Below are 17,234 nucleotides of genomic sequence, written 5' to 3'. Positions count from 1 at the left end.
CACGAATTTCCGTGATAGCGGCGCTCGGAGGCGGCTGCCTACGCTGACCAGCGATGCGGCCGCGCGGCGCGTCCTGCCGGCAACTCGTCCAAGGGGGCACCATGAAGGCAATCCGCTACGACCGCTACGGCTCGCCCGACGTCCTCGAGCTCCGCGACGTCGACCCACCCGCCGTGGGCGACGACGACGTCCTGGTCAGCGTGAAGGCGGCCGCCGTCAACCCGCTCGACTTCCACTTCATGAGGGGTACGCCGTACGTGGTCCGCTCGATGAGCGGCCTGTCACGGCCCAAGCCCATCGGCCTGGGCGCCGACCTGGCGGGGCGCGTCGAAGCGGTGGGCAGGAATGTCACCAGGCTCCGGCCGGGGGACGAGGTGTTCGGCGGCCGGGCGATGCCGGAGGTGCGCAGCGCGGCGTTCGCCGAGTACGCCTGCTTCCACCAGGACGCGATGCTCCTGAAGAAGCCGATCAACCTGACCTTCGAGGAGGCCGCCGCCATACCGGTGGCCGCGCTCAGCGCCCTGCAGGCGCTGCGGGACAAGGCGCGCGTCCGGGCCGGGCAGCGGGTCCTCGTCAACGGCGCCGGGGGAGGCGTGGGCACGTTCGCGGTCCAGCTCGCCAAGGCGTACGGGGCCGAGGTCACCGGCGTATGCGGCACTGGGAACGTGGAGATGGTCCGCTCGATCGGCGCCGACCACGTCGTGGACTACACCCGGGACGACGTCACCCGGGCCGGGCGGCGCTACGACGCGATGATCGACATGGTCGGAAACCACTCGCTGTCCGCGATCAGGCGCGTGCTGGCCCCGAAGGGGGTACTGGTGGCCGTCGGAGGGCCGGTCAAAGGGCTGTGGCTGGGGCCCTTCACCGGTCCGCTCAAGCTGATGGCGCTCTCCGCGGTCGTGAGCCAGCGGCTGGCGCCCATGCTGGCGCGGACGAGCAGCGAGGATCTCGAACTCCTGCGGGACTTCGCCGAAGCCGGGAAGATCACGCCGGTCATCGACCGGACGTATCCGCTCAAGGAGCTGCCCGAAGCCGTCCGCTACCTCGAGAAGGGCCACGCCCGGGGGAAGGTCGTCATCACCATATAGTTGGAAAAATAGGTAGACCGGTCTATTCTGGCCCGCATGATTGGCACCAAGGGCGCCCAGACCAGCGCACGGCTGGTCGAGTCGATGCTCGAACTGATCCAGGCCCGCGGCTACAGCGGCACGGGCCTCAACACCGTGGTGGAGCACGCCCGCGCCCCCAAGGGGTCGCTGTACTTCCACTTCCCCGAGGGCAAGGAGGCGCTGGGGGAGAAGGCCGTCGAGCTCGCGGCCGAGCGGTTCCGCGCCCTCGTGGTCGAGTCGGCGCTGGAGCCGGGGAGCCCGGGCGACGTGGTCCGGCGCGTGATCGGCGTGCTGGACGGGATGCTCGCCGACAGCGACTTCGAGCTGGGATGCCCGGTCTCGGTGGTCACGCTGGAGATGGGCGCGCAGAGCGAGCGGCTCCGGGACGCCTGCGCCAATGCCTTCGGCTCCTGGATCGACCCCTTGGCCGAATACCTCGCCGCCCAGGGCCATCCGGCCGCCGCCGCCCGTACGCTGGCGACGGCCGTGGTCAGCACGGTCGAGGGGGCGATGATCCTGTCGCGCGCGCAGCGGTCGACGGAGCCGCTGCGCTGCGCCGCCGACGTCATCGCCGCGCTCCTGGACCGCCCTCTGACGGGGGAGAGGCTCGCATGAGCCGGCACGCTCTGGTGTTCGGGGCGACGGGCCTCATCGGACGCCACCTGATCCTCGCGCTGGGCCAGGCGGGCGTACGCGTGAGCGCGGCCAACCGGAGCCCCGAGTCGTACCGGCGGCTGGTCCGCTGGCTGGAGGAGCACGGGCACGGCGAGGCTCCGGCCGATCTCCGCGTCGACTTCGAGACGCCGTCGCTGGTCCACGGCGACGCGGCGGACGTCACCGAGATCTACAACTGCGCCGGCGCCTACCGGTTCGGGATGCCGGCGGAGGAGGCCCGCCGCGCCAACGTCGACAGCGTCCGCGCCATCGTCGCCTTCGCGGCGGGGCTGCCCCGGCTGCGGCGCCTCGTGCACGTCTCCGGGTACCGGGTGGGCGGGCAGGACCCCGAGCCCTGGAGCGACGAGCGGCGGCGGGAGACGTACGAGGCGCTGGGGGCGTACGAGGCGTCCAAGGTCGAGTCGGACGCCGTGCTCCAGGCCACCGCGGACCGGCTCGGCGTCCCCTGGTCGATCGTCAACCCGTCCAGCGTGATCGGTGACAGCGTCACCGGCGAGTCGGACCAGCAGCTGGGCCTCGCGGCGAGCGTGAAGGAGATCTGGCAGGGCACCATGGCGGCGCTGCCGGGAGGCGCCACGACGTTCGTGCCGGTGGTCACGGTCGACCATCTCGCCCGGTTCATGACCCTGCTCCCGCTGGACGAGGGCGCCGAGCGGAGCGCGTACTGGGTGCTCGACGACGACACGCCCCCGCTGCCCGATCTGCTCGCCCGCGTCGCGGAGCACTACCAGGTCAGGGCGCCGCGTACGCGGATTCCGGTGCCGCTCCTGAAACGCCTGCCGCGATGGCTCACCAAGGCCGACCCGGAGACGCTGACGTTCCTCTCGGACGACCGCTACCCCACGGGTCCGGCGGACGCCTTCGCCGCCCGGCACGGCCTGGCCAGGCCGGACGTGGTGACGTCCGTCCTGCGCTGGGCCGACCACCTGGCGGCCCACCGGTTCGGAGCCCTCCCCGCCGGCCGGCGGCGGTTCACCGTGGTCGGCGGGGTCCGCACCTTCGAGCTCGGCGAACCGGACGCGCCCACCGTGGTGCTGCCGGGCCTGCCGGTGAACGCCGACACCTGGGCCCCGGCCGCCGCGGCGCTGGGCCACGCCCGCGTCGTGGACCTGCCGGGGCTGGGGCTGAGCGCGGGCGGGCGCGGGGACTGGCCGCGCTGGCTGGCCGCGCTCGTGGACGAGACCGGCGCCCGTCACCTGGTGGGCCACTCCGTGGGGGCGGCGGCCGCCCTGGAGGCCGCGCTCGCCCGGCCCGATCTGGTGGAACGGCTCACGTTCGTGTCGCCGTTCTTCCTCCAGGCGCGTGCCCGTCTCGCCGCGCGGTCGGCCCTGCTCAGCCGCTGGTATCTGGGGCGGGTACGCCCTGAGTCGCTGGCGGAGCGGCTCACCGGCGACGTGGCGTACGCGGGGGCGCTGGAGTCCAGCGTCGCGGACCTGCGCCGTGGGCGCGTCGCCGCCGAGGTCGCCCGGCTCCTGGCCGACGTCGGGCGGGAGGACCGGCGTGCGGACCTCCGGGCCGGGCTGCGGCGGTACCCGGGGAGCGTGCACGTCATCGTGGGAGCCGACGATCCGCTCACCGCCGAGGGACGCATGCTGCTGGACACGCTGCCCCGGGCCACGGTGACGGTTGTCCCCGGGGCCGGCCACCATCCCCAGCTGACCCACCCGGACGAGCTCGCCCACGCCCTCCGGGTCCCCTCGGAGGACAGCCCTCCCGTGGTGCCGTCGTAGGGGGCTGCGGGGCGCGCCGGGGACGGCCGCCCCGCCCCGCCCCGCCCCGCCACGACGCTCCCCGCGAGGGCGGCCTCCGGGGGCAGCCCTGCGGCGTTCGCCTCCGGGGCGGCCGCCCCCGGCACGGTCAGAAGGGGGCGTCGGGCTGCCAGGAGGCGTGGATCATGGCCCGTTCCGTGGCGGCGAGGTGGGTGGCGGCGGCCACCCACGCCCACGCGTACCGGTCCGGCCCCGTGTCCGTCAACCGCCCGAACGCGTCACGGCTCCGGCGGTCCGCCTCGGCCGTCAGGCCCGTGACCAGGTCGGCGGCGGCCTGGAACCCGGCGGCGCGCAGCTGGGCGAACGACTCGCCGGTGCGGGCCGACTCGGCCACCGCCCGCCTTCCGCCGGATACGGCCAGCTCGACCAGCCTGCGTACCCGCCAGAGCGGCGCGCCGGCCACCGGGTCCACCTCGTCGCCGTCCGGGGGCTGCGGGCAGGCGTCCTGGGGCGGGAGGTGGACTCCCTGGAGCCGGTCGTACCCGAGGTCGGCGTGCCCCTGCCATTCGGCGGGCAGGCGCAGCGTCGCCTCGGTGCCGGGGACCGGACCGACCGCCAGCGGGAGCAGCGTCGCCACCCGGTCCGGCTCCACCCGGCCCACCACCCGTACGAGCAGGCCCGGACGGGAGGCGAGGCGCCGCAGGTTGTCGACGTGGGCCAGCTCGGGATGGTGGCTCGCGGGGACGAGCCGGATCAACGGACCGAAGCCCCCCACGGAATCAGATTCCCCGGGAAGCAGCGCGCGGGCCAGGACGTGGTCACCTGCCGCGCCGACGATGACCAGGTCGCAGCCGACGGGTTCGCGGGCCTGTTCCGCCGTGTCCGACTCGCTCCAGGCGTGACCGGAGAGCCGGGCGCCCGCCGCCTCCGCCAGCGGCCGGGCGAACAGGGCCGCCATCGGCCCCTCCGTCCACGGCATGCCGGCGACGGGGGTGGCGCGTACGCCCTTGCCCGCCCCGAGGCGCCCGTCCGGCGAGACCGTGGCGCCGGCGATCAGCAGTCCGGCACGGGAGAGCTGGGAGTGGTTCAGCATGGCCGGGCCGATGGCGACGGGCGCGGTGGCGGCCCCACGGGCACGGGCCGATCCGCCCGGTTTGACGTCGGCCACCGAAAACCAGCGGCCGTCCTCCGCGACCACGTGCGTCACCACGCCGCCGTACCCGGTGGCGCTGATCACCGGCTCCCTGAACACCCCGTACACCTTCAGGCTCCCGCCCGGCTGGTAGTTGCGCCGTACGGTGCCGACCAGCGCCGGGTCGGGGTCCGCCCCGGCCAGCCGGCCCGCGATGAGCAGCAGCTCGCGCAGGGCGGAGACCAGGTCGGCGAGGCGGTGGCCGTCGTGGCGGGCGCGGGCGGCGCGCAGCCCCCGCACCACCCGCAGCGCGGCGGCCTCCGCTGCCGCCAGCCCCGCGAGGCGGGAGGTGTGCGCGGCCCTCAGCAACTCGGCCTGGGGCACCGCGCCGGCGGCGGGCACCCCGGCGGACAGCACGGCCGCGGCAGCAGCCCACAGCCCGGCCGCGGCCGCGACCTGCGCCGCCGTGGGCCCCGCCACCTCGGACGCTCCGACCGGCCCAGCCCCGACCGACCCAGCCCCGACCGACCCAGCCTCGACCGACCCAGCCCCGACCGACCCAGCTCCGACGGACGCCTCAGCCCCATCGTCAGGTGCCGGTGCCGCCCCGGTGGCGCTGCTTTTCAGCCCCGGGGCTCCGTCGGGTGCGGGTTCGGCGTCGGAGGAGTCGCGGGAGTCGACTTCTCCGCCGGGAACCGCGTCCCCGATCGGGCAGGCGCTCAGTACGGCCGCACGATGCAGGCAGCGCGGCGCCAGCAGGCAACTGCACGACGCCTGCTCACCGTCGGCGATCACACCGGACGGCCCCGGCGACAGCGTGACGACCGCGTCCTCGCCGCAGGCGATCCGGACGCCCCCGCCGCCGGCCGTGACGGGCAGGGCGGCGTACTGTTCGATCGCCGCGTCCAGCTTCTTGCGCAGCCGCGAGGTCAGGCTCTCGACGGCGGCGGCGACCACGTCGGGGGTTACCGGCGGCAGCCCGGGAGAGCCGGCCGGGACCGTCTCCGGAGCGCCTTCGGGAGTGGTTGATGTGGAGGGGGTGTCAGCTGTTGGTGAAATCATCGGTGTTTCTCAGCTCTCATCTGAGATCATCTATACGTGAAGCTTTCCGAGTGGGCGCGGCGGAACGGCGTGCACTACCAGACCGCCTGGCAATGGGCGCGGGACGGCAAAATGCCGGTCCCTGTGATCAAGACCGCCACCGGCCGGTACTTGGTGCTCGAGCAGCAGGCTGTACCGCCGGGTCGGGCTGTGGCGTACTGCCGGGTGTCCTCCGCTGACCAGAGCAACGACCTCGAGCGGCAAGCGGGGCGCGTAGTCACTGCGGCGACCGGTATGGGCCTGGTGGTGGCGGAGGTGGTGACCGAGGTCGGTTCGGGCCTGAACGATAAGCGGCCGAAGCTGGCCCGGCTGCTGCGCGATGCGACTGTGACGACGATTGTGGTCGAGCACCGCGACCGGCTGACCAGGTTCGGGCTGGAACATCTGACGGCCGCGCTCGAGGCGGCCGGCCGCCGCATCGTCATCATCGACGAAGAGGGGGTGGACGACGACCTCGTCAGGGACATGACCGAGGTACTCACCTCGTTCTGCGCCCGGCTGTACGGCCGCCGCTCAGCTGCACGGCGGGCCAAGGCCGCGCTGCGCGCGGCTGGTGAGGCTGCGTGACCACCCGCCAGGGTTTCCGCGTGGAGCTCGCTCCGACGCTCGAGCAGCGTGCCCGGCTCGGCCGGCACGCCGGACTGTCGCGGGTGGTGGAGAACTTCTGCCTCGAGAAGGTCAAGGCCGCGCTCGCCCAGCGGGAGGCAGAGAAGACCTACGGCGTGCTCGACAAGGAGTTGACTCCTGTCCCGTGGTCGGCTCCGGCGCTCGAGCGGCTGTGGCGGCGCGAGCATGGCGAACGCTTCCCGTGGTTCGACGCAGAGGGTATGTCCTCGAGGGTGCCGAAGGAGGCGTGCCGGGTCCGCGCCGCCGCCTTCAAGAACTTCTTCGACTCCAGGTCGGGCAAGCGGAAGGGCCGGAAGGTCGGCTTCCCCGGCTGGCGCAAACGTAAGCATGGGTCGAGGTTCCGCTACGACGCCGACCGCGCCCGCCCCGAGTCGGCTCGAGTGATGCGCCTGCCTGGCGTTGGGAAGGTACGCACCCTCGAGGACATGACGTGGCTCACCGACCGCATCTCGGACGGCCGCGCCCGCGTCATCGGCGCCACGGTCCGCGAGCAGGCGGGGCGTTGGTGGGCGTCGTTCCAGCTGGAGATCGACCGCGCCGACATCAACACCCGCCGCGCCGTCTCCAGCGACGCGCCCGCGTGCGGTGTTGATGTCGGGGTGAAGACGTTCGCCACGGTCGTGGACGACGACGGCACCGTCTCCGAGATCCACGCACCCAAGCCGCTCAAGGCCGCGCTGCGAAAGCTCCGTAAGGCGGGCAGGGCGGTGGCGCGGAAGAAGCCCGGTTCGTCCAACCGGGTCAAGGCGATCCGCCACCTGGGCAAGGTCCATCTCGAGGTGGGCAACCGGCGTGCCGACTTCCTGCACAAGACCACGACGGAGCTCGCGAGATCCAAGCGGGCCATCGCCGTGGAAACGTTGAACGTCGCCGGGATGGTGGCCAACCGGCGGCTTGCCAGGGCAATCTCCGATCTGGGCTTCGGCGAGTTCTTCCGCCAGCTCGAGTACAAAACCGCGTGGTACGGGTCGGCCGTGTGGGCGGCTGACCGCTGGTTCCCGTCCTCGAGACTGTGCGGCGGCTGCGGAACCATCAACCGAGAGTTGACACTTGCCGACCGGGAGTGGACGTGCGGGTGCGGTCTGGTCCACGACAGAGACGTCAACGCGGCCCGCAACCTGCTCGAGGCGATGAACCTCGAACGACAAGCCGCGTAGCTTCACGTCGCCGGGCAGTTCCCCGGAGACGGTAAACGCCTGTGGAGGCAATGTAAGACCTCGAGCAGTCGAGGCAGACGCCGATGAATCAGGAACGATGATCACTGAGATTCTCCGAACGGTTCACCGGTGTTCTCCGCGGAGGCGGTCGCCCACCCATCGGGCGAGGGTGAGCGGGCTGAGCGCGGCCACGGGCATCCCGGCCGCGACGAGTTGCTGGGCGACGGGGATCGAGTAGCGGGGTACGCCGGCGTCGTCCAGGGCGGCGCATCCCAGCAGGTGCACGCCGGAGCCGGCCAGCGCGCGCACCTCGGCGAGCAGCCCGCCGATCGGGTAGCCCTCCTCGAAGTCGCTGACCACCACGACGAGCGTGCGGCTCGGGACCGTGACCAGGGTACGGGCCTGGGCGAGCCCGGCGGCGATGTGCGTACCGCCGCCGACCCGTACCTCCAGCAGGAGGGACAGCGGGTCGCTGACCCGGTCGGTCAGGTCGATGACCTGCGTGGAGAACGACAGGAAGTGCGTGGACAGCGTCGGCACCCCCGCCAGCACGGCGGCCGTCAGCGCCGACCAGACCACCGACGCCTCCATGGAGCCGGACACGTCCACCACCAGGATCAGCCGCCAGTCGGCCTCCCGGCGCGAACGCGTGCTGAACACCGGCCGCTCCGGCACCACCACGAGCCTGCCGTCGTCCAGGCGGCGCGTGTGCGCCAGATTGGCGCGCAGGGTGCGCGGCAGGTCCAGCCGGCCGCCGGGGCGGCGGGTGGGGCGCGGCGTGGCGACCCCGGTCATGGCGGGCCGCAGCCGGGTGGCCAGCTCGCGGGTCAGCTCGTCCACCAGGCGGCGTACGAGCGGGCGCAGCTTGGCCACCTGCTGTTCCGGCAGACCTCCCGCCAGCGACAGCACGGAGGTCAGCAGCTCCACGGACGGCCGGACGGAGGCGGGGTCGAGTTCGGTCAGCACGTCGTGGCGTCCGGCGTCGGCGGCGCGGGCCAGGACCTCCTCGCGTACCTCGGTGCCGAACAGCGCCTCCAGCTCCTCCGACCACTCGCGGGCCGTGGGGAACGGCGCCTCCCGGCCGCCCGCGTCCCCCGGGGCGGGCCCGAAGTCGTTGGCGCCTTCGCCGCGGCCCGACCCGTACAGCTCGTCCAGGGCGCGGGCGTACGAGCGGGCGCCCGGGGGCAGCTGTTCGGACTCCCGGCCGAGCAGCAACCGCCACCGGTCCGCGGGACGCAGCCTGCGCCGGAGGTCGGTCACGGGGACGGTGGCCACCTCCGGCTCCTCCGAGGCCCCGGCCCGCGGTTCATCCGCGGGCGCCGGGCCGCTCTCGATGGGGATGGGGAGCCGGAGCGCGCGCAGGGCCTCCAGGCCGGCCGCGTCGGCGGCGGTCCAGAGGGCCAGCAGCGCCGGCGGGGCGTGCAGGGCCACGTCGAGCCGGTCGCCGAGCCGTTCGGACACGACCCCCAGCAGCCGGGCGCGCCCGGCCGGGCTGAGCGTGTCGAACCCGCCTCGCAACGCCGGCAGCCGGTCCAGGAACTCCTTGTCCGTGAGACCGTCCACCCGGTTCATGAGCGGGTCGAGCGCCGCGGGGGCCGATTGCAGCAGCGGTCCGGCGGCCGTGAGCACGCCGGTCAGCAGCCGGCTGAGCCGCAGGCGGCCGTCGGGGCCGGTGGCGGTGTCGATCCAGCCGGCCGCCCGGTCCCCGAGCGAGGCCGCGCCGTCCAGGTCCAGCAGCACGCGGGCGGCCAGCGCCGCGCCCTGCATGAGGGGCGAGGCGGTACGCGCGAGCACCGCCAGGGCGTCGTCCATCCGCAGGCCCAGGCGCTCCTCGCCGGCCCGGGAGGCGAGGGCGACCAGGGCGACCGCGTCCTCCGGTTGATCGCTGCCCGCCAGCCCCGGCAGGGCGCGTACCGCCGCCTCCAGGAGGGTGCCGGACAGCTCGGCGGCGTGCTCGCGGCCCTCCGGCGTGGTGCCGGGCAGGTGCCGGCGGCGCAGGGCCTCCAGCAGGTCGAGGGCCTGGAGCAGCTCGGCGAGGGTCGCGGTGGCGGGCAGCGTGACGGCGGCGTCGGCGAGGCGGTCGGCCACCAGGTCGGGCAGGTCGCAGCCGGCCGCGGCGCGCAGCCCGTCGAGGATGAGGGCGCAGGTCGGGCCGCCGTCCGCCGACTGGCGGCGGTACGCCTCCCGCAGCGTCCCGGCCGCGGCCTGGGCGAGGGTCACACCGCGTACGCCCGCCAGGTCCAGCAGGGCCGGGACCGCGGGGGTCCAGGCCAGCCGCCACCTGGTGGTGAGCGCGGCTCCGTCGCCCGTGCCCATCACCTCGATCGGCTCGCCGTAGTTGACGCCGCAGACGAGGAGGCGCTGGAGTGCGACCTCGCGGCGGGCGTCGAGGTCGGAGCGGAGCGGGTCGAGACGTACCTCCCGGGGTTCGGGGTTGTCGGGACACGGCAGGCGCAGGGCGGCGAGATCGGCCTCCACGGCGGGCCCGAGCCCGGAACGCGGCGTGCCGGGCGCGGTCCTGCCCCGCTGGGTGCCGACGAACACGGTGTCCAGCGCCCGCGCCAGGGCCCGTCCCCGGCCGAGCGGCTCGCCCTGGCCGAGCACGGTCGTCACCGCCTCCAGCAGCTCGCCGCGCCCGGGTGCGGGCAGCCCGCGCAGGCCGGCCAGGTCGCAGGCCAGCCGCAGCGTCTCGACGGCCTCGCCGGTGCCCGCGGTGTGCCCGGCGGCGCGCAGCTCCCTGCACAGGTCCGTGATGGCGCGCGCGGCGCCGTCCCGGACCTTCCCGGGGTCACCCCCGGCCGCGAACACGGCCTGCTGCCAGCGCGGGTCCCGGATCCCGGCCGGGTAGCCGGACCGGGAGTCGAGCAGGTCGAACGCGTACGGCACGAGCGAGGTCACGGGCACCGGCCCGCCCCCGTCAGCCGGCCCCGCGGCGGGCTCGTCAAGGTCATCGGAGGGCAGGCAGAGCGCGGGGGCGTGGAAGGCGCCGATCACCGCCGCGACCCGACGGCCACCGGCCGCCGCGGTCGCCACGACGCGGCGCATGTGGGCCTCGCGGGCCAGGTCCATCGCGGGCACGCCGCCCGCGGCCTCCGCGTCGCGGCGCAGGGCCCAGCCGACGCCGAGGGCGGCGCGGCGGACGGCCTCGGGTTCGCAGCCGGGGGCGAGGACCTCGACGGCGCGGTCCCACATGTCGTCGCCGTCGCGGCCGCTGCCGGCCCTGGCCAGCCCTTCGGCGAAGGAGACACCACGCGGGCCCGCCTCCTCGGCGAGCGCGAGGGGAGCCTGCTCGGTGGCCTGCCAGCCCCGGTCGGACAGCGGGAGGTCGCAGCAGACCACCTCCGCCCCGCGCTTCCAGGCCCACCGGATGGCCACCAGCTCGGGCGAGAAGTCGGCGAACGGGTAGAACCCGAGCCCGCCGTCGACCCGGGCCCCCGCGAGCGCCACCGGGGCGTGCGTCCCCGGGTCGGCCAGGTGCGCGAGCCAGGGCTGGAAGTCCGCCGGCAGCTCGACGCAGACCACCTCGGGATCGGCGGCGTCCAGCAGCGCGGGCAGCACCACGGCCAGGGCGGGGCTGTGGTGCCGCACCCCCAGCAGGTACGGCCGCGACGAGGCCGCCAGCGCGGCGACCGCCTCCCGGGGATCCACGTCCGGGGCGGGCGGATTGGGGCTCTGAGCGGTCAACGGAGGTTCTCCCGCAGGTCCCACAGGCGGCGCCACATCGCCGAGCCGTCCTCCGCGCGCCTGCGCACCGGCCCGTCCCAGTAACCCAGCAGCCGCCCGTGATCGGCGGGGTCGTCCTTGCGCACGACGCCCAGCAGGTGACCGGGCACCAGGTCCAGCACGTCGCCGGTGGGCAGGTACGCCGCCGCCACCCCCAAAGAGGCCGCCACCTGCACGGCCTCGGCCGTGGACATGACGGTGCCGGGGCGTTCGACGTCCCAGCCCTCGGCGGAGCGGCCGGAGCGCAGGTCGCGGAAGACGGTGACCAGCGCGTCGAGCACGGCGTCGTCCACCCCGAAGGTCGCGCCCGCGCGCTCGACGACGGCCGTGGCCTGGCGGCGCACCAGGGAGACCTCGGCGTCGGCGTCGGAGATGGGGCCGACGGTCTCGAAGTTGAAGCGCCGCTTGAGGGCCGCCGACATCTCCGAGACGCCGCGGTCGCGCAGGTTGGCCGTGGCGATGACGGTGAACCCGGACGCCGCCGCGACCTGCGCGTCCTCGGTCCCGGCCAGCTCGGGCACGCTGACGCGCCGGTCGGACAGGATCGACACGAGCGCGTCCTGGACCTCGGGCAGGCAGCGGGTGATCTCCTCCACCCGGGCGACGCGGCCGGAGCGCATGGCGGTCAGCACGGGGGAGTCGACGAGCGCCGTCCGGCTGGGGCCCTGGGCGAGGAGCAGCGCGTAGTTCCAGCCGTAGCGGAAGGCGTCCTCGGTCGTGCCGGCGGTGCCCTGGACGGTGAGCGCGCTGGTGCCGCACACGGCGGCGGCCAGTAGCTCCGACAGCATCGACTTGGCGGTGCCGGGCTCGCCGACCAGGAGCAGGCCGCGCTCGCCGGCGAGGGTGACGACGCAGCGTTCGACGAGGGCGCGTTCGCCGACGAACTTGGGCGCGATCTTCATCCGGCCGTCCAGCGTCTCGTCGCCGCTGCCGCAGATGAAGGTGACGACCGCGCGCGGGGTCAGTGCCCAGCCGGGCGGGCGAGGGCCGGAGTCGTGGGCGGCGAGGAAGGCGAGTTCGGCGGCGTAGCGCTCCTCGGCGGGCAGCACCTGCCGGGCCGAGGGGGCGCGATCTTCGGTCAAGGTCATGAGAAGAGAAGTCCTCTGAGTCATGGGTGGATGGATGGGCGCGCCCCCGCGAAGGGGCGCGCCCCGAGCAGGGTCAGCGGCGGCGTCCGCGCTTCACCTTCAGCTCCTCGAAGCGCGGCGCGTCCCCGCCCCGCACCCGTCCCCAGGCCCTGGCGTACAGGTCGGCGGCGGGCTCGGCGGGCACGAGCGGCATCCCGGGCGACTCCGCCACGTCGAACAGCGCCAGCTTCCACTGCTCCAGCGGCAGCCGCGGCGCGCTCTGCGCCGTCCACCCGCCGGGCAGGAACAGCGACCGCCCCGCCCGCTCGCGGGTGGCCCGCACGACCAGGTCGGTGTCGGCCAGCTCGGCGTGGGCGGACTTGAGCCGGGCGGGCTTCCAGCCGGTCCACCGGGCCGCGTTGCGGTCGGTCGGGTCGGGCATGGCCAGCAGCATGAGGTACGCGGTCGCGGCGTCCTCGCCCAGCCCGTACTCCTTGGCCACCTCGACGACCAGATGGGGGACGGAACGGCTGGGGTCCTGCGGCCACCACGTGCCGTCGGCCCCGCGTTCCCCGGCGAGCGGGTCGCCGGGGTCGGCCAGCAGGGCGTCGAAGCGCGGGCCGCGGACGGTCCGCAGCGCCTCCATGGCCGGGAACTGCCCCTCCGACCCGATGAGGGCCCGCAGGTAGGGGTCGTCGCCGGCCTCGTCCAGGAGCGACACGCGGACGGCGGGCGCGGGCCGGTCGTCGTGGGTGGCCATGACGACGGCGCCGTACCTTTCGTACCCCTCGCCGGTCTCGGTGGGCGTGCCGGCCGCCTTGCGGAAGGCGGGCAGGTCGACGTACCGGCCGAGGTCGAGCAGCAGGCCGGGGGCGGCCAGCCGGTCGCGTACGGCGGTCAGCGCGCCCGGCAGCGCGGCCCTGATCGGGTCGCCCGCGGGCAGCCGGTGCGCGAGCCAGCGCGACATGGCGATGACCGTGGACAGGGTGGCGGCCGTGAAGCCGGTGGCGTTGTCGTCGGCGGGCTGGGCGCGGTCGCCCCGGATGGCCCAGGCCAGGTCGCGGCCGAGCTCCGGCTCGCCGGCCGGGTCGATGAGGGCGCGCAGCGCGCGGCCGGTGTCCCAGCCGGTCCTGACCGCGCGGGACGCCTCGCCGAGCAGCCATTCGGGCACGGCCGCCTGGGGGCCGATCCTGTCGTTCCAGACGGCCGCCGCGGCGGCCACGTCGGGGCCGTCGCTCCAGAGCCGGGCGGGCTCCCGGGGCAGCAGCGCGGCGACGACCGCCCGCCGGATCTCCGCGCCGATCTTGCGGAGCTCGTCGCGGGCGATGGCGGCGTCGGCCACCTTCACGCCGATCGTGGTGCGGGTCTCCTTGGCGAGGAAGGAGTGCTCGCGCGAGTCGACGGACGGCAGGCCCGCCACGACCAGCCGGGCCAGCGTCAGGGAGACGCCGGTGAGCCGGGAGAACTCCTCGGCCGCCTCCGGCCGCCAGGGCGCGGGCCCGCGTTCGGCCAGCTCGGCGCGGAACGCCTCCAGCCACCCCTGCGGCCGGTCCACGCCGACCGGGTCGGAGGAGCTCAGCGTGTACGGCTGGGACACGCCGAACCGCCCGGACGGGTCGTGGAACAGCGCCCGCCACCGGGTCACGGAGTCGTCGGGCGAGTCGTGGCCGAAGAGCACCAGGAACGCGCCGTCCGCCAGCGGCAGGACGCCGAACCAGTTGCCCTCGCGCCACTCGCCGTCGGGCTTCTTCAGGTACCGGTTGGGCAGCTCGACGCGGGCGCGGCGCCACCGGGACGGGTCGGCCGCCGTGGGCAGCCCGGCCTCGGCCAGGGTCTGGAGCAGCCGCTCCTGCGTGACGCGGTGCTCCTCGGCGATGGTCGCCGACCCGGCGCGGTAGGCCACCGCGGCCAGGTGGTCGAGCATCGGCTCCCAGTCCAGGCTGGAGTACGGCAGCTCCGGCCGGTCGAGGTGGATGTGGCCCACCCCGGCTGGAGCCTCGTCCGCCAGCGCCTGGATCCGCCGGATCTGCTGGAAGGCCCCGTCGGCTTCGTGGCGCCAGTAGTAGGAGGAGGAGACCCCCAGCCCGCTGAGCGCCTCCTGGAGCTCGTGGTCCGCGGGGCCCGCGGGGGCCTGCTCGCGGTGCCCGCCGGCCAGGGCCTCGGTGAGCCTGGCGGCCGCGGCGTCCAGGGCGGCCTGCTGGGCGCCGGCGAACCGTACGATCCCGGCGATGCCCGCCACCAGCCCGTCGTGGGTGACCTGGGGCAGCAGCTCCCGGATCCGTGCCGGCAGGTCCTCCTCGCGGGCCGCGGCCAGCAGCCGCGCGGCGGTCTCCGGGTCGAGCTCGCGCAGGGCGGCCGACCCCTCGGGGTCCCTCGGCCGCAGGTGGTGCCAGTAGCGCAGGGGCGGCACGATGATCGTGCCCTCGCCGAACGCCCCGGGGGAGGCGTCGGTCTTGGCGGTGGCGACGCACACGCCGTCGGCATCGACCAGTTCGACCCGGTAACTCCCCTTGACGACGGCCACGGGCCGGTCCGTGCCGGGGAAGGTGAGGATGCGCACCGGCTTGCCGCCGCCGGGCGGGAGGGTGATCGCGCGGCCGGACAGGTCCTCGCCGCGCAGCGAACCGTCGGGCAGCCGGGTCACCCGCCAGCCGAGCAGCCCGCCCACGGGCACGCCCCCGGGGGTGGCCTCCTCGGACGGGGCGGGCAGCAGCCAGCCGCTCTCGAACGTCGTGCCCGCGGGGATGTCGGTGAGGAAGGCGGGCCTGCTCTTCCTGCCGTGCTGCCCGCTGACCGGGTCGTACTCGTGCCAGCCGAGGGTGTCACGGTCGGACCCGTCCCAGGTCCACACCCAGTAGGAGGTGCCGTCGGTGATCACGGACCGTTCGAGGGGGACGGTGGTGTCGCCGGGGTGCAGCACGCCGAGCCCGGTGGTGCGCCCGCCGCCGGGCAGCGCCAGGGTCACCGGGTCGTCGCCGCGGTACCAGTCCATGCGCGTGCCCCGGGTGCTGCCGCTCTGGCTCTCGACGGGGTGGACGCGGTCGGCCGAGGTGTGCCAGTAGCCGCGGTAGGCGTAGCCGGCGGTGCGGGACTGCCAGTAGACGAGCAGCTCGCCGTCCACGTAGTGGTAGCCGATGTCGTTCCACGAGTCGTCGGGCGGGACGCGCAGGTCGTGGGTGAGCACGGCGCCCTCCCGCTCCAGCACGCGGACCTGCCGGGAGCCCGCCGCGATCAGGTACGGCCAGGCGTCGGCGACCACGATGTCATCGACGTCCTTCCTCGGCACGAGGGTCGCGGCGGCCTCCTCCCAGGCCGGCCAGCCCAGCTCGTCGAAGATCCCGGCCCGGAGCGTACGGGCGAGCACGGGGGAGACGTCGGCCGCGGCGGCCTGGCGTACCTCGTCCTCGGCCAGGGCCAGGGCCTCGCCCGGCAGCCAGGACAGCCGCCGCAGCGCGCCGGGCAGCTCGGGCAGCCCGGCGGATGTCGACCGCGCGGCGACCTTGCGCACCCACTCGGCCAGCATCGGCCGGCCGCCGTCGGAGGCGGCCAGCAGGCGGACGGCGCGCAGCCCGTCGGAGTCGCCGGTGAACGTGTCGGCCTCGCGCTGGAAGGCCTGCGTGAACCGGCCGTCGGCGGCCAGCGCGACCAGGTCGCGCTGGCCCTCGCCCTTCGCCCAGTGCTCCAGCCGCAGGTAGTCGCCCTCTTCGGGGTCGGCCACGGGCAGGCCGAGCGCGAGGAACAGGTCGAGCAGATCGACGTCGTACGGGTCCGTCACCCGGGTCGCGGTGCCGGCGAGCTCGGCCCGCAGCCGGTCGGCGGCCCGCTCGACCAGCGAGTAGAGGACCGGCAGCCGCGGCGGCAGGCCCCAGGTGCCGTTGCGGGTGGTGAGGAAGCGCCGGAGCCATCCGGACACGCCGTCCTCGGGCGCCTGGCCCGAGACGAGCTCGTCGAGGGCGCCCGCCGCCTCGAGGACGTCCAGCCACATACCGGGCATGTCGTTGTCGTGGCTCTGCGGCATGAGGGCGAGCAGCGTCGCGCGCACCTCGGGCTCGCGCGCGCCCAGCGCCCCGATCGCCGCGCGGTGGGCCTTCCACCAGCCGGTGGCGGCCCGCAGGGTGGCGGGCAGGGCGAGCAGCTCGCGCAGGTACGACTGCTCGGTCGCGTCGGCGTCCACGCCGGCCGCCCTGGCCAGGCGGCGCAGGTCGCCGGCCATCTGGGCGGAGGGAGGCATGCCGCCCGCCGTGCGCCGCACGCACAGCTGGGAGAAGCGGCGCAGCGCCTCGTCGGCGGACACCCGGCCGGCCAGCTCCTTGGCGTAACCGGACAGCACCTTGACCGGCAGCGCCCCCGCCAGCGCGAACTCCAGGAACACCGCGTCGAGCCGGTCCTCGTCGACCTCCAGCCCGTGCTCGGCCTCCGCCCTGCGGGCGCTGGAGAACATCTGGGCGGCGTAGGTGGCGTTCTCCACGCCGATGAACACCCGCCCGGCCTGCTCGTAGAACGTGGGCAGGAAGTGCGGCACGGACGCGCCGAGCCGGCGGGCCAGCTCGTGGTAGCCGTCGAGCGCGTTCTTGGGCTTGGACTTGGCCTGGCGGGCGATCCGCTCCAGCTCCGGGACGACGGCGAGCGCGTGCTGCCCGTCGCCGGGGTGGTGCACCAGCACCCACTCGGGAAACCCGAGCGAACGCCTCGACCCGAGCCCGACCACCGCGGGCTCACCGTCGGGCTCCAGGCCCAGGAACCCGGCGGCCAGGTCCTCGGCCGCGCCCAGCTCGCCCGCGACCAGGCGCACGACCACGCGGTCGTCGAGCGCGGGGTGACGGTAGCGGCGGGCGGTCATGGGCACGGCGCCCTCGACGGCGCTCTCGGTGTCCGGCGGCAGGATCGCACCGGCCTTCAGCAACTGTTCGCTCATGCGTCCTCCTTCGTCG

At 75.0% G+C, this 17,234-nt stretch carries 9 protein-coding genes; 5 read left to right on the top strand and 4 right to left on the bottom strand.

What is annotated here, in order from left to right:
• Positions 1-101 precede the first annotated feature (101 nt).
• Genes HD596_RS50950 through HD596_RS50940 form a run of 3 tightly spaced genes read left to right on the top strand, consistent with a single transcriptional unit; the run spans position 102 to position 3,517 of the window.
• On the top strand, positions 102-1,091 hold the full coding sequence (locus HD596_RS50950) for an NAD(P)-dependent alcohol dehydrogenase (protein WP_185076583.1): 990 nt from the start codon (positions 102-104) through the stop codon (positions 1,089-1,091).
• 36 nt (positions 1,092-1,127) lie between these two features.
• A complete protein-coding gene (locus tag HD596_RS50945) occupies positions 1,128-1,727 on the top strand; it encodes a TetR/AcrR family transcriptional regulator (RefSeq protein ID WP_246555442.1) in 600 nt (199 codons plus the stop codon).
• Positions 1,724-3,517, top strand: a complete 1,794-nt coding sequence (locus HD596_RS50940) for an alpha/beta fold hydrolase (protein WP_185076581.1) — start codon at positions 1,724-1,726, stop codon at positions 3,515-3,517. Before HD596_RS50945 ends, HD596_RS50940 begins: the two co-directional genes overlap by 4 nt.
• Before the next feature lie 127 nt (positions 3,518-3,644).
• On the opposite strand, the gene HD596_RS50935 is transcribed toward HD596_RS50940, so the two are convergent.
• Positions 3,645-5,690 carry an SWIM zinc finger family protein gene (locus HD596_RS50935; protein ID WP_185076579.1) on the bottom strand — a complete coding sequence of 682 codons (2,046 nt, stop codon included), beginning with the start codon at positions 5,688-5,690 and terminating at the stop codon, positions 3,645-3,647.
• Between the two features lie 36 nt (positions 5,691-5,726).
• On the opposite strand from HD596_RS50935, the gene HD596_RS50930 reads away from it, so the two are divergent.
• Together HD596_RS50930 and HD596_RS50925 are read left to right on the top strand one after the other, a co-directional pair.
• A complete protein-coding gene (locus HD596_RS50930; protein ID WP_185076577.1) occupies positions 5,727-6,296 on the top strand; it encodes an IS607 family transposase in 570 nt (189 codons plus the stop codon).
• The gene (locus HD596_RS50925; protein WP_185076575.1) at positions 6,293-7,513 is read left to right on the top strand and encodes an RNA-guided endonuclease InsQ/TnpB family protein; all 1,221 of its coding nucleotides are present in this window, start codon (positions 6,293-6,295) and stop codon (positions 7,511-7,513) included. Before HD596_RS50930 ends, HD596_RS50925 begins: the two co-directional genes overlap by 4 nt.
• A 123-nt stretch (positions 7,514-7,636) precedes the next feature.
• Here HD596_RS50925 and HD596_RS50920 read toward each other — a convergent pair whose 3' ends face one another.
• The 3 genes from HD596_RS50920 to HD596_RS50910 form a co-directional block, all read right to left on the bottom strand.
• Positions 7,637-11,197, bottom strand: coding sequence for a vWA domain-containing protein (locus HD596_RS50920; RefSeq protein ID WP_185076573.1), 3,561 nt, complete (start codon positions 11,195-11,197; stop codon positions 7,637-7,639).
• A complete protein-coding gene (locus HD596_RS50915; RefSeq protein WP_185076571.1) occupies positions 11,194-12,324 on the bottom strand; it encodes an ATP-binding protein in 1,131 nt (376 codons plus the stop codon). Before HD596_RS50915 ends, HD596_RS50920 begins: the two co-directional genes overlap by 4 nt.
• Positions 12,325-12,397: 73 nt before the next feature.
• Positions 12,398-17,218 carry a DNA-binding protein gene (locus HD596_RS50910; RefSeq protein ID WP_185076569.1) on the bottom strand — a complete coding sequence of 1,607 codons (4,821 nt, stop codon included), beginning with the start codon at positions 17,216-17,218 and terminating at the stop codon, positions 12,398-12,400.
• Between the last annotated feature and the right edge of the window lie 16 nt (positions 17,219-17,234).

This window comes from Nonomuraea jabiensis (assembly GCF_014204795.1).
GTDB lineage: Bacteria > Actinomycetota > Actinomycetes > Streptosporangiales > Streptosporangiaceae > Nonomuraea > Nonomuraea jabiensis.
The sequence above is the reverse complement of the archived record's forward strand: the minus strand, read 5'-3'. Positions and strand labels throughout refer to the sequence as shown.